This is a genomic window from Micromonospora sp. KC213 (assembly GCF_004348325.1).
Lineage (GTDB): Bacteria > Actinomycetota > Actinomycetes > Mycobacteriales > Micromonosporaceae > Micromonospora.
The window spans coordinates 1-13,307 of the sequence record NZ_SMKF01000163.1 but is presented as its reverse complement, the minus strand read 5'-3'; the positions used below and the strand labels follow the sequence as shown (position 1 = coordinate 13,307).

Sequence of the window (13,307 nt, the reverse complement as noted above, 5' to 3'; positions counted from 1 at the left end):
GATGAATCCCTCACGTCGGGGATGTGAGCGTTAACAAACAGGAATTGTCAACGCAACAAATCAACCGAGTCAAGGATCCGAACGTTTCCTTTCCGCTGCGTAGGGGCGTGCTCACTCACTCCGGGACAGCAGGGTCGCCGCTCAGCGCGGCAGGGCGGCACTGCTGGCCCGGGCCACCAGCATCGGCGGGACAGCCGGCCGGGTGATGCCGGAGACGGTCGCGTCGGTGTCGAGCAGCTCCAGCAGCGTCGCCACGCACCGGCGACCCACCTCGTCGAAGTCCTGCCGGATGGTGGTCAGCGGCGGCGACAGGTACTCGGCCTCCGGGATGTCGTCGAACCCCACCACGCTGACGTCGTCGGGCACTCGCCGGCCCCGCTGATGCAGGGCGCTCAGCAGGCCCAGCGCCTGGTGGTCGTTGGCGCAGAACACCGCCGTGACGTCCGGTCGGTCGGCCAGGGAGAGCCCGATCTCGTACCCGGAGCGAGGGCTCCAGTCGCCGACGAGAACCGGCGGCACCGGCCGACCGGCCGCGTCCAGCGCCTGCCGCCAGCCCTCGACCCGGGCGCGTGCCTCCAGCCAGTCGCGGGGGCCACCGATGTGCCAGACCGTCTCGTGCCGCAGACCGAGCAGATGCTCCACGGCCAACCGCGCCCCGGTCATCTGGTCCACCGAGATGCTGGGCAGCACCCCCGCTCCCCCGCCGGCCTCGACCACCACGGCGGGCACCCCGGTGGGCAGCCCGTGCACCGCGATGGCCGCCGTCATCAACGGCGCGATGATGACCACCCCGGCCACCGACTGCTCGGTGAGGGCGTCGATCGCCGCCGTCATCCCGGCCCGGTCCAGCTGCTCCAGCGCCACGATGCTGATGCCGTAGCCGGCGGCCCGGGCGGCACGCTCCACTCCGAGCAGGGTGGCCGCCGGACCGTAGAGGATGGTGTCGAAGCTGATCACCCCGATCACCCGGGACCGGCGGCCGGCCAGCCCCCGGGCCAGCGCGTTGGGGCGGTAGTTGAGCTGGTGCACGGCGCGCAGCACCCGCTCACGGGTCTCCTGCCGGACGCTGGGGTGGTTGTTGAGCACCCGCGACACGGTCTGGTGCGAGACCCCGGCGAGCCGGGCCACGTCGCTCATCACCGCGACCCGTGTACCCGGCTGCTGGCCCATGGCTGCTCCCTCGTGCTCATCGTCGACCGGCGGTGATCACGCCGGCCAGCCGGATCGACAACCGCCACCGGTGACGGCGGTGTCGATCCGCGGTACCGCGGGCGATGGCCGACGCGGCCCCGGTGCCAGGGGGACACGTCAGCCACCGCCCATGCGGCGCGGCGGTCAGAAGCCGCGCGCCAACCGGTAGTAGGCCTGGTTCCACCGCAGTTCGTCGGCGAGCCGCCGGGTGGTCGTGTCCGCGTCGATGACCACCAGCTCGGTGGAAACCATCTCGGACAGGTCGTACAGCTCCTCGACCCCGATCGCCTGGGACAGGACGGTGTGGTGCGGTGCGCCGGCGGTGAGCCACGCCTCCGCCGACCGGGGCAGGTCCGGACGCGGCCGCCACACGGCCCGGGCCACCGGCAGCTTCGGCAGCGGGTGCGGCGGGGTGACCACGTCGATCTCGTTGGCGACCAGCCGGAACCGCTCCCCCATGTCGGCCAGGCCGAGCACCACGGCCGGGCCGGCCTGGGCGTCGAAGACCATCCGCACCGGGTCCTCCCGGCCGCCGATGCCCAGCGGGTGGATCTCCACGTTCGGGGTGTCCGCGGCGATGGTCGGGCACACCTCCAGCATGTGCGCGCCGAGGACCACCTCCTGCCCCGGGGTGAGGTCGTAGGTGTAGTCCTCCATGAAGGACGTGCCGCCGGTGGTGCCGACCGACATCGCCTTCAGGGTGCGGACCAGCACCGAGGTCTTCCAGTCCCCCTCGCCGCCGAAGCCGTAGCCGTCGGCCATCAGCCGCTGCACGGCGATGCCGGGCAGCTGGCGCAGGCCGCCGAGGTCCTCGAAGTTGGTGGTGAAGGCCCGGAACCCGCCGGCGTCGAGGAACTCGCGCAGCCCCGCCTCGATCCGGGCCGCGTAGCGCAGGGAGTCGTGCCGTTCCCCGCCCGCACGCAGCTCGGGCACCAGCCGGTAGCTGTCGTCGTACTCCTTGACCAACTCGTCGACGCGGGCGTCCGCGACGGCGTCGACCGCCGCGACCAGGTCGTTGACGCCGTAGGTGTTGACCGAGACGCCGAAGCGCAGCTCCGCCTCAACCTTGTCGCCCTCGGTCACTGCCACGTCGCGCATGTTGTCGCCGAAGCGGGCCAGCCGCAGCGACCGCATCTCGGCGTGCCCGACCGCGGCCCGGACCCAGGCTGCGATCCGGGCGGTGACCTGCGGGTTGCTCACGTGGCCGGCGACGGTCTTGCGGGCCACCCCGAGCCGGGTCTGCACGAACCCGAACTCCCGGTCGCCGTGCGCGGCCTGGTTGAGATTCATGAAGTCCATGTCGATCTCGGACCAGGGCAGTGCCACGTTGGCCTGGGTGTGCAGGTGCAGCAGCGGGGTACGCAGCGAGTCCAGGCCGGAGATCCACATCTTCGCGGGGGAGAAGGTGTGCATCCAGGCGATCACCCCGACCGCGCCCTGGACGGCGGCGTCGCGGCAGACCGCCAGGATCTCGGCACTGGAGGTGAGCACCGGCTTCCACACGACCCGGGCGGGGATGGCGGGGTCGGCGTCGAGCCGCGCGGCGATCTGCCGGGACTGCTCGGCCACCTGCTGCAGGGTCTCCGGGCCGTACAGACCCTGGCTCCCGGTCAGGAACCAGACCTCGGGGGCCGGCGATGGGTCAGTCATGGGAGTTGCCTTCCGGGGTAACGGTCGGGGTCACTTCTTGCGGATGCCGACGAGACGCTGGAGCAGGATGAAGGCGAACAGCAGCGCCCCGATCACGATCTTGGTCCACCACGAGCTGAGGCTGCCGTCGAAGGTGATCAGCGTCTGGATCACGCCGAGCACCAGGACGCCCAGCACGGTGCCGAACACGTAGCCCGAGCCACCGGTCAGCAGGGTGCCACCGATGACCACCGCGGCGATCACGTCCAACTCCATGCCGATGGCGATCAGCGGCGCGCCGGAGAGGGTGTAGAAGGAGAGCAGGATGCCACCGATCGCGGAACAGAGCCCGCTGATCGTGTAGACGGCGATCTTCGTACGCCCCACCGGCAGGCCCATCAGCAGAGCCGACTGCGGGTTGCCACCGATGGCGTACACGTTGCGGCCCAGCCGGGTGTACGCCAGCGCGAACGCCGCCACCGCGACCACCGCCAGGGCGATCAACACGCTGACCGAGACGAAGTTCTCGCCGAGCCGGATGCGTTCCTGGGCCGCCGAGGTCCAGAACCCGTCGGTGATCGGGATCGACGTCGAACTGATCCAGGTGCACATGCCCCGGGCGAAGAACATGCCGGCCAGGGTGACGATGAACGGTTGGATGTCGAAGTAATGGATGACGCAGCCCATCGCGAACCCCAGCACCGGGCCGATCAGCAGCGCGATCACCAGCACCAACGCGGGATTCATCCCGTCGCGCAGCAGTGACGCGGAGACCATCGCGGTCATCGCCACCACCGAACCGACCGACAGGTCGATGCCGCCGGTGAGGATCACGAAGGTCATCCCCACCGCGACGACGAGCAGGAAGCCGTTGTCGATGAAGATGTTGAAGATGACCTGGATGTTGGAGAAGGCGCGGTACTGCGCGACGCCGACGCCGTACATGACGAGCAGCAGGACGAAGGTGGCCAGCACCGGCACGTGCCGTTGCGGCACCCGCCACCAGGCCCGGTCGGCGCGTACGGCCAGTGGTGTGGTGGTCATGCCGGGACCTGCTCCTTCTGCTTCTCGGCGGTCGGCGCCGGGGGCGGGGGCGGTGCCAGGGTCCGCTTCCGGCGGAACCGGGCGCGGAACGCCGGGGCCTGGATGAGGCAGACCGCGATCACCACCACGGCCTTGAACAGCAGCGCCGTCTGCGGGTCGATGTTCATCGCGTACACCGAGGTGGTCAGGGTCTGGATGATCAGCGCGCCGACGATGGTGCCGCTGAGGTAGAACCGGCCGCCGGCCAGCGAGGTGCCGCCGATGACCACGGCCAGGATCGCGTCGAGCTCCACCCAGAGGCCGGCGGCGTTGCCGTCGGCGCTGGAGACGTTCGCGGTCATCATGAACCCGGCGATCGCCGCGCAGGCCGCGCTCACCACGTACACCAGGAGGGTGATCCGCCGGGAGCGGATGCCGGCCAGCCGGCTGGCCTCAGCGTTGCCGCCGACCGACTCGATGATCATGCCGAGCGCGGTACGCCGGGTCAGCACCGCCACGATCACCGCCACCACCAGGGCGATGATGATCGCGAACGGCAGGGTGAGCAGGTGCCCCACCCCGATCGTCTTGTACGGCTCGCTGTTGATGGTGATGATCTGACCGGAGGTGATCAGCTGGGCCAGGCCACGACCGGCGACCATCAGGATCAGCGTGGCGATGATGGGTTGGATGCCGATCACGGCGACCAGCACCCCGTTCCAGACGCCGAGCACCAGCGCGAGGCCGAACGCGATGGCCAGCGCCGTGAACACGCCGCCGAGGCTGTTCTGGTCGGGTTGCTCGCTGATCCAGAGGCAGGCCACCGCGCCGCTGACCGCGACCACGGAGCCCACCGACAGGTCGATGCCGCCGGTCGCAATGACCAGGGACATGCCCAACGCCACCAGGATGAGCGGCGCGCTGAGCCGGACAATGTCGATCAGGCTGCCGTACAGGTGACCGTTCTTCAGTTCGACCGACAGGAAGCTCGGCCGGTACACGGTGTTGGCCACCAGCAGCACGACCAGCATCACCAACGGCCAGAACAGCCGGTGGCCGGTAACCGGCGCGAGGCGCGCCTTGACTGTGCTCATGCCTTCTCCAACCCTTCCTGCCGGGCGCCACTGGCGATGGCCCGCATGACGCGGTCGGCGTCGAGGGATTCGTCGTTGGTGAGCTGGGCGACGAGCTGCCGGTCCCGCATCACGGCGACCTTGTGGCTGAGCCGCAGCACCTCCTCCAGCTCCGCGGAGATGAACAGCACCGCCATGCCGCCGTCGGAGAGCTGCGCCACCAGGCGCTGGATCTCCGTCTTCGCGCCGATGTCGATGCCCCGGGTCGGTTCGTCCAGGATCAGCAGCCGCGGCTCGGTGATCAGCCAGCGGGCCAGCAGCACCTTCTGCTGGTTGCCGCCGGAGAGGTTGCGCACCGGTCTTTCCGGGTCGGCCGGACGGATACTCAGCGCCTCGATCCAGCGCTGCACCAGCTCGTCCTGCTTGCGCCGGGGCACCGGCCGCAGCCAGCCCCGGGCGGCCTGCATGGCCAGGATGATGTTCTCCCGCACCGACAGCTCGCCGATCAGGCCCTCGGTGCGGCGGTTCTCGGAGCAGAAGGCGATGTCGCGGTCGATCGCGGCGATCGGGTTGCGGATCGCCACGGGCTTGCCGTCGACGACCAGCTGCCCCTTGTCGGCGCGGTCCGCGCCGAAGAAGAGCCGCGCCACCTCGGTACGACCCGAACCGAGCAGGCCGGCCATGCCGACCACCTCACCGGCGTGGATGGTCAGGCTGAACGGCGCCACCGCGCCGCTGCGCCCGAGCCCGTCGGCCTCGACCAGCGGGCTGCCCTCGGCCACCCTGGCCGGATCCTTGCCGGCCTCGGAGTCGAGCTGCTCCAACGCGTCGAGTTCCTTGCCGATCATCTTCTCGACCAGGGCGAGCTGGGGCAGGTCGGCGGTGAGGTACTCGCCGACCAGGCGACCGTTGCGCAGCACGGTGATCCGGTCGGCGATGCCGTAGACCTGGTCGAGGAAGTGGGTGACGAAGAGGATCGCGATGCCCTGGTCGCGGAGCTGGCGCATGATCCGCAGCAGCTGCGCGACCTCGTCGGCGTCCAGGCTGGAGGTCGGCTCGTCGAGGATGAGCACCCGGGCCTGCACGTCGACGGCGCGGGCGATGGCCACCATCTGCTGCACCGCCAGCGAGTAGCTGCCGAGCAGCTCACTGACGTCGATGTGCAGGTCGAGGCGGGCCAGCGCCTCCTGTGCCTGGCGCCGCATCTGGCGCCAGTTGATCGCGCCGCCTCGGCGCGGCTCGCGGCCGATGAAGATGTTCTCCGCCACCGACAGGTTGGTGCAGAGGTTGACCTCCTGGTACACGGTGCTCACGCCGGCCGCGGCGGCCTGCATCGGCCCGGTGAAGGAGACCTGGGTGCCGTCGAGGGTGATGGTGCCGGCGTCCGTGCCGTAGACGCCGGTCAGCACCTTGATCAAAGTGGATTTGCCGGCGCCGTTCTCGCCCATCAGGGCGTGGACCTCACCGGGGAAGAGCCGGAAGTCGACGCCGTCGAGGGCCCGTACTCCCGGGAAGTGTTTGCTGATCGCGGTCATCGTCAGGACCGGATGCCTCTGCGACATCCCACCAGACCTTTCGTGGTGTGCGGCGGTGCGGGACGGGTGCGACCGCCCGTGGCGGACGCGGTCCGTCGGCGCGTGCGGCGCGGGAGGCGGTCGGGCCGGTGGTGTCGTCGACACCACCGGCCCGACGCCGTCACGGCGAGGATTCGCCGCCCGGGGACGCCGCGTGGGGACGCGGCGGGCCGGTCAGTACTTGCGGGTGGGCAGAGCGGCCTTCGCCTGCTCCTGGGTGAACGTGGTCTCCTCGGTCTCGACGCGGACGGGGACCTCCTCGCCGGCCTTGACCTTCTTCACCAGCTCCATCAGCTGAGGGCCGAGCAGCGGGCTGCACTCCGCGATGAAGTTGAACTTCCCGTCGGCGAGGGCCTGCATGCCGTCCTTGACCGCGTCGATGGTGATGATGGTGATGTCCTTGCCCGGCACCTTGCCGGCCGCGGTGATCGCCTCGAGCGCGCCCAGGCCCATGTCGTCGTTGTGCGCGAAGAGCACGTCGATCTTCGGGTTGGCCTTCAGGAACTGCTCCATGACCTGCTTGCCGCCGGCCCGGGTGAAGTCACCGCTCTGCGAGGCGACGACCTTCAGGTTCGGGTTGGCGGCGATCGCCTCGGCGAAGCCCTTCTTGCGGTCGTTGGCCGGCGCCGAGCCGGTGGTGCCCTGCAGCTCGACGATGTTCACCGGACCGGTCGCGGCCTGCTTCTCCTTGACCAGCCACTCACCGGCGAGGCGGCCCTCCTTGACGAAGTCCGAGCCGATGAAGGTCTTGTAGAGGCTCTTGTCGGCCGAGTCGACGGCGCGGTCGGTCAGGATCACCGGGATCTTGGCGTCCTTGGCCTCCTTGAGCACGGTGTCCCAGCCGGACTCCACCACCGGCGAGAAGGCGATCACGTCGACCTTCTGCTGGATGAAGTTACGGATCGCCTTGATCTGGTTCTCCTGCTTCTGCTGGGCGTCGTCGAACTTCAGCTCGATCCCGGCCTCCGCAGCGGCCTCCTTGATCGAGGTGGTGTTCGCGGTACGCCAGCCGCTCTCCGCGCCGACCTGGGAGAAACCGAGGACGATCTTGCCGTCGCCGCCACCGGCGCTGTCGCCGGTGTCGCTGTTGCCGCAGGCGGTCAGGCCGCCGGCCAGCAGGCCCGCGGCGAGCAGCGCGCCGAGGCTGCGACGGGTGAGGGTGGTGCGGGTCATGTGATGACTCCTTTGGGGGTGAGGGTGGAACCACCGGCCCCGGGCGTTACGGCACGCCGGACGACGGGATCGGTGGGTGGTGCGGTGGTGCGTCGGGCCGGTCAACCCCTTGGGGGTGGGTCCGGCCGGCCCGACCTGGGCCGGGTCAGGACTTCGCGGAACCGGAGCCCGGCTGGCCGTAGACGTTCTGGTAGCGGTCGTAGAGTGAGTCGATGTCGGCCTGGGCCATCGGCACCGGGGTGCCGAGCGTCCGGGCCAGGTGGGCGGTGCGTGCCACGTCCTCGCACATCACCGCGGCCTTCACCGCGGCGCGGGCGTCCTTGCCGATGGTGAAGACGCCGTGGTTGCGCATCAGCACCGCCGGGGAGCGGTGCCCGGACAGGGTGGCCACGATCCCCTTGCCGATGTCGTCACCGCCGATGAGCGCGAAGGGACCCACCGGGATCTCTCCGCCGAACTCGTCGGCCTGGGCGGTGAGGTGACACGGGATGGACTCCCCGCACGCCGCCCAGGCGGTGGCGTAGTTGCTGTGCGTGTGCACCACGCCGCCCACCTCCGGCATCGCCCGGTAGACGTAGGCGTGCGCGGCGGTGTCGCTGGACGGGGAGAGGTCCCCGTCGACCACGACCCCGTCGAGGTCGCAGACGATCATGTTGTCGGCTCGCAGGTCGTCGTAGGAGACCCCGCTTGGCTTGATCACCATCAGGTCGTGGCCGGGCACCCGGGCCGAGACGTTCCCGGCCGTCCAGGCGACGAGCTGGTAACGGACCAGCTCGGCGTGCAGGGCAGCCACGGTCTGGCGCAGCTGGGTCACCTCGGCGGGCAACGTGCGGCTCATGCCGACACCTCCAGGGGATTCGCCGCCGGTACGACCGGCGTGGGCTCGGCCGCCCCGGGGGCGGCGTCCGCGGGGTCGGCCGCGCCGCGGGCGGCGTTGCGGATGGCGCGCAGGCGCAGCAGCGTCTCGTCGCCGCCGCGTCCGAAGTGGTCGTGCAGCCGGCGGTACTCGGCGTACAGGGCGTCGTAGGCGCGGGCCCGCTCCGGGTCGGGCCGGTAGACGTCCCGGTCGACCCGGCCCATCACCGCCGACGCCGCGGCCACGTCGGGGTACGCCCCGGCGGCCACCGCCGCGTGGATCGCCGAACCGAGCGCCGGCCCCTGCGCCGAGCCGATGATGCCCAGCGGGCGCTGGGTGACGTCGGCGTAGATCTGCATCAGCAGCTCGTTCTTGGTCAGGCCACCGGCGACGATCACCTCGTCCACCGGCACGCCCGCCTCGGCGAACGCCTCGATGATCATCCGGGTGCCGTACGCGGTCGACTCCAGCAACGCCCGGTAGACGTCCGGCGGCCGGGTGGCCAGGGTGAGGCCGACGATCACGCCGCTGAGGTGGTGGTTGACCAGCAGCGAGCGGTTGCCGTTCCACCAGTCGAGCGCGACCAGGCCGTGCGCGCCGACGGGCTGGGCGGCGGCGGCCGCGGTCAGCTCCTCGTGCGAGGCCCAGCCGGCAGGTGCGGCGTGCTCGACGAACCAGCCGAAGATGTCGCCGACACCGCTCTGTCCGGCCTCGTAGCCCCAGGCGCCGGCGCTGATCCCGCCGTCGACCACGCCGCACATGCCGGCCACCTCCGCCAACTTCGCGCCGTTGACGACGTGGCAGGTGGAGGTGCCCATGATGGCCACCAGCCGGCCCGGCTCGATGGCCTGGGCGGAGGCGGCGGTGACATGGGCGTCGACGTTGCCGACCGCCACCGCGATGCCCTCGGGCAGACCGGTCCAGGCGGCGGCCTGCGCGGTGAGTCCGCCGGCCCGGTCGCCCAGCGGCGCCAGCGGGCCGTCGATCTTGGCGACGAAGTCGGCGAAGTCGGGGTTCAGCGCGGCGAGGTAGTCGCGCGACGGGTACGTGCCGTCCTGACGGATGCCCTTGTATCCGGCGGTGCAGACGTTGCGGGTCTCGACACCGCAGAGCTGCCAGACGATCCAGTCGGCGGCCTCGATCCACCGCTCGGCCCGGGCGTAGACCTCCGGGTCCTCCTCCAGCAGTTGCAGGCCCTTGGCGTACTGCCACTCGGCGGAGATCTTGCCGCCGTAGCGGCCGATCCACGGCTCGCCGCGTTCGTGGGCGAGGGCGTTGATCCGGTCGGCCTGCCCCTGCGCGGCGTGGTGCTTCCACAGCTTCACCCAGGCGTGCGGCCGGGTGCGCAGCTCGGGCAGCTCGCACAGCGGGGTGCCGTCGGCCAGGGTGGGCAGCACGGTGCAGGCGGTGAAGTCGATGCCGATGCCGATCACCCGCGCCGGGTCGACGCCACTGGCGGCCAGTGCGGCCGGGACGGCCTGCCGGAGCACCTCGCGGTAGTCGTCCGGGTCCTGCAGGGCCCAGTCCGCCGGCAGTTGCTGGCCGTCGGCGGCGGTGAGGGTCCGCTCCATCACCGCGTGGCGGTATTCGTGCACCGCCGTGCCCAGTTCGGCACCGTCGGCGACCCGCACCACCAGCGCCCGGCCGGACAACGTGCCGTAGTCGACGCCGACGACGTACTGGTCCTGGGGTCCTGCGCCTACGTCCATGAAACATCCTCCACTCACCTGCTGGGGCACAGTGTTAGCGCTCACATCGCCTCCGGTCAAGACACGTCTGAAACATCTTCGACACCGGCGCCGGTCGGTCGGGGCGACCGAGCGCCGCGAACGGACGCGACAGCCGCCCCTCACCTGGGTCGACGAGCGCCATCGCGCTGACCGGAGGTCTTCTCTAACGATCCGGTCACGGCACCGTGAGACCGGTGCACACCACCGTGCCCCCCGCGCCGTGACCCGGCCGCCGCCACGGTATTGACCAGCGGAGATGCGGCCGTGATACTCGCTTCCTGTTAGCGCTCACATCAAAGGCACCCAGAACACCCATCGGGTACGAACCACCGCCAGGCGACCCCGAGGTCCGGCACGACGCTCAGGAGGCACCTTGTTCCGACCACAACCGCTGTTCGCGGCAGCGACCGCCGCGATGGTGGCCGTCACCCTCACCACGGCGGCCCCCGGAGCAGCCCGGGAACCGGCCCCGCAGCCGGAATACACCGTCACGGTCGATCCCGCCGTCCCCGGCGTCGCCATCAACGACGCCCACTACGGGGTGTTCTTCGAAGACATCAACTACGCCGCCGACGGCGGCCTCTACGCGGAACTGGTCCGCAACCGGTCCTTCGAGTTCCTGCCCAGCGACCACTCGTCGTTCACCGGGATGACCGCCTGGACGCCGAGCGCCACCGACGGCGGCGCCGGCACCGCGACCACGGTCAACGACGCCCTCCGGCTCAACGACCGCAACCGTACCTACCTGCGGCTGGACCTGACCAACAGCGGCGGAGGCCGCTTCGGGGTCACCAACGCCGGCTGGAACAAGGGGGTGGCCCTGACCGCCGGAGCCCGGTACGACTTCTCGGTCTGGGCCCGCACCGGGGCTCCCCGGGGCACCGCGCTCTCGGTCACCCTGCACGACGCCGCCGGTGAACCCCTCGCCGCACCGCTGACCGTGATCGTGCGCGGTGACAAGTGGACGCAGTACAAGGGAACCCTGCGTGCCGCCCGCACCACCGACGCCGCCCGACTGTCGGTCCGCGGCTCCGGCACCGGAACGCTGCGCCTCGACATGGTCTCGCTGTTCCCCCGGGACACTTTCCGGGGCCGCCCCAACGGCCTGCGCCGTGACCTCGCCGAGAAGATCGCCGCGCTGAAGCCCGGCTTCGTCCGCTTCCCCGGCGGCTGCCTGGTGAACACCAACAGCATGGCCGGCTACGACGCCGCCTCCAACTGGGAGCGAGCCCGGTCGTACCAGTGGAAGGACACCGTCGGTCCGATCGAGACGCGGGCCACCAACGCCAACTTCTGGGGCTACAACCAGTCGTACGGCCTGGGCTACTTCGAGTACTTCCAGTTCGCCGAGGACATCGGCGCGATGCCCCTGCCGGTACTGCCGGCCCTGGTCACCGGCTGCGGGCAGAACCGCGCCACCAACGACGAGGCGCTGCTGCGCCGGCACATCCAGGACGCCCTCGACCTGATCGAGTTCGCCACCGGCCCGACCACCTCGACCTGGGGCGCGGTGCGCGCCTCCATGGGGCACCCCGAGCCGTTCCGGCTCACCCACGTCGCGGTCGGCAACGAGGAGAATCTGCCGGACGCCTACTTCGCCCACTTCCAGCGGTTCCGCGCCGCGATCGAGGCCGCCCACCCGCAGATCACCGTGATCGGCAACTCCGGCCCCGACGACCAGGGCGCCACCTTCGACCGGCTGTGGGAACTCAACCGCGCCGCCGGCGTCGAGATGGTCGACGAGCACTACTACAACAGCCCGGCCTGGTTCCTGCAGAACAACACCCGCTACGACTCCTACGACCGCAACGGCCCGAAGGTGTTCCTCGGCGAGTACGCCTCACAGGACAACAAGCTGTTCAACGCGCTGGCCGAGGCGTCGTACATGACCGGGCTGGAGCGCAACGCCGACGTGGTGCGGATGGCCGCGTACGCGCCGCTGCTGGCCAACATCGACCACGTCCAGTGGCGGCCAGACATGATCTGGTTCGACAACGACGAGTCCTGGGGCTCCACCAGCTACCAGGTGCAGAAGCTGTTCATGAACAACGTCGGCGACCGCACCGTGCCGAGCCGGGTCACCGGCCCCACCGCCCAGCCGACGGCGATCACCGGAGCGATCGGACTGTCCACCTGGGCCACCTCCGCCACCTACGACGACGTCCGGGTGACCGCCCCCGACGGGACCGTGCTGTTCGCCGACGACTTCTCCGCCGGGGCCGGAGCCTGGACGCCGCTGGCCAACCGGGGCAGCTGGTCGGTGGTGGACGGGGCGTACGTCCAGTCCGACACCGGCGCCCAGGACACCCTGGTCAAGGCCGCCAACGTCAGCGCCGGCGACTACGACCTGACGTTGACGGCGCGTAAGAACGCCGGCGCGGAGGGCTTCCTCATCGCGTTCGGCGTGAAGGACTCCGGCAACTTCTACTGGTGGAACCTCGGCGGCTGGAACAACACCCAGGGCGCGGTGGAGAAGGCCACCGGTGGCGCGAAGGAGACCCTGCTCGCCAAGCCCAACAGCATCACCACCGGCACCACGTACGACATCCGGATCCAGGTCCGGGGCACCAAGGTGACGCTGCTGCTCAACGGCCAGGTGTGGGGCAGCTTCACCGACGACCGGGTGACCCGGCCGTTCACCCAGGTCGTCACCCGCGACGACGCCACCGGCGAGCTGATCGTCAAGGTCGTCAACGCGCAGGACAAGCCGGCCGTGACCCGGGTCGACCTGGGCGGGTTGGCGGTGGCCGACACCGCCCGGGCGACCGTGATCAGCGGCGACCCCGGCGAGGCGAACACCCGGACGGCGGAGCCGATCCAACCGGTCACCAGCGACCTGCGCGGGATCAGTGGCGACTTCGTCCACACCTTCCCGGCGAACTCCGTCACCTTCCTGCGCATCCGGACCAAGTGAGGCACCACGATGACGTACGCGTTGAGCCGGCGTAACCTGCTGCGCGGCAGCCTGGGGGTGGCGGCGACCGGCCTGGTCGGCGGGCTCGCCTCCGCGGCCACCGCCGCTCCCGCCGCCCCGGGGGCCACCACCGCTGTCCCGACC

The 13,307-nt window shown here is 70.6% G+C and carries 9 protein-coding genes; 1 reads left to right on the top strand and 8 read right to left on the bottom strand.

Features of this window, described 5'->3' with window-relative positions; translation table 11 throughout:
• Positions 1–141: 141 nt before the first annotated feature.
• From E1166_RS24755 to araB, 8 genes are all read right to left on the bottom strand, one after another.
• Positions 142–1,170, bottom strand: a complete 1,029-nt coding sequence (locus E1166_RS24755) for a LacI family DNA-binding transcriptional regulator (protein ID WP_207914487.1) — start codon at positions 1,168–1,170, stop codon at positions 142–144.
• A gap of 165 nt (positions 1,171–1,335) precedes the next feature.
• Positions 1,336–2,841: an L-arabinose isomerase gene (araA, locus tag E1166_RS24750; RefSeq protein WP_132266787.1), complete on the bottom strand. Its 1,506-nt coding sequence runs from the start codon at positions 2,839–2,841 to the stop codon at positions 1,336–1,338.
• A 30-nt stretch (positions 2,842–2,871) separates the two neighbouring features.
• Positions 2,872–3,864: a galactofuranose ABC transporter, permease protein YjfF gene (gene yjfF / locus E1166_RS24745; RefSeq protein ID WP_132266789.1), complete on the bottom strand. Its 993-nt coding sequence runs from the start codon at positions 3,862–3,864 to the stop codon at positions 2,872–2,874.
• Positions 3,861–4,937, bottom strand: a complete 1,077-nt coding sequence (locus E1166_RS24740) for an ABC transporter permease (RefSeq protein ID WP_132266791.1) — start codon at positions 4,935–4,937, stop codon at positions 3,861–3,863. Before E1166_RS24740 ends, yjfF begins: the two co-directional genes overlap by 4 nt.
• Positions 4,934–6,478: a sugar ABC transporter ATP-binding protein gene (locus tag E1166_RS24735; RefSeq protein WP_132266793.1), complete on the bottom strand. Its 1,545-nt coding sequence runs from the start codon at positions 6,476–6,478 to the stop codon at positions 4,934–4,936. Before E1166_RS24735 ends, E1166_RS24740 begins: the two co-directional genes overlap by 4 nt.
• A gap of 186 nt (positions 6,479–6,664) precedes the next feature.
• Positions 6,665–7,663, bottom strand: coding sequence for an ABC transporter substrate-binding protein (locus E1166_RS24730; RefSeq protein ID WP_132342352.1), 999 nt, complete (start codon positions 7,661–7,663; stop codon positions 6,665–6,667).
• A gap of 145 nt (positions 7,664–7,808) precedes the next feature.
• Entirely contained in the window at positions 7,809–8,501 is a 693-nt protein-coding gene (locus tag E1166_RS24725) for an L-ribulose-5-phosphate 4-epimerase (protein WP_207914485.1), read from the bottom strand.
• Positions 8,498–10,228, bottom strand: coding sequence for a ribulokinase (gene araB, locus E1166_RS24720; RefSeq protein WP_132342351.1), 1,731 nt, complete (start codon positions 10,226–10,228; stop codon positions 8,498–8,500). Before araB ends, E1166_RS24725 begins: the two co-directional genes overlap by 4 nt.
• A 394-nt stretch (positions 10,229–10,622) precedes the next feature.
• Between araB and E1166_RS24715 the strand changes: the two genes are divergently transcribed.
• Complete coding sequence (locus E1166_RS24715; RefSeq protein WP_243710498.1) at positions 10,623–13,163, top strand: alpha-L-arabinofuranosidase C-terminal domain-containing protein; 2,541 nt, start codon at positions 10,623–10,625, stop codon at positions 13,161–13,163.
• The last annotated feature ends 144 nt before the right edge of the window (positions 13,164–13,307 follow it).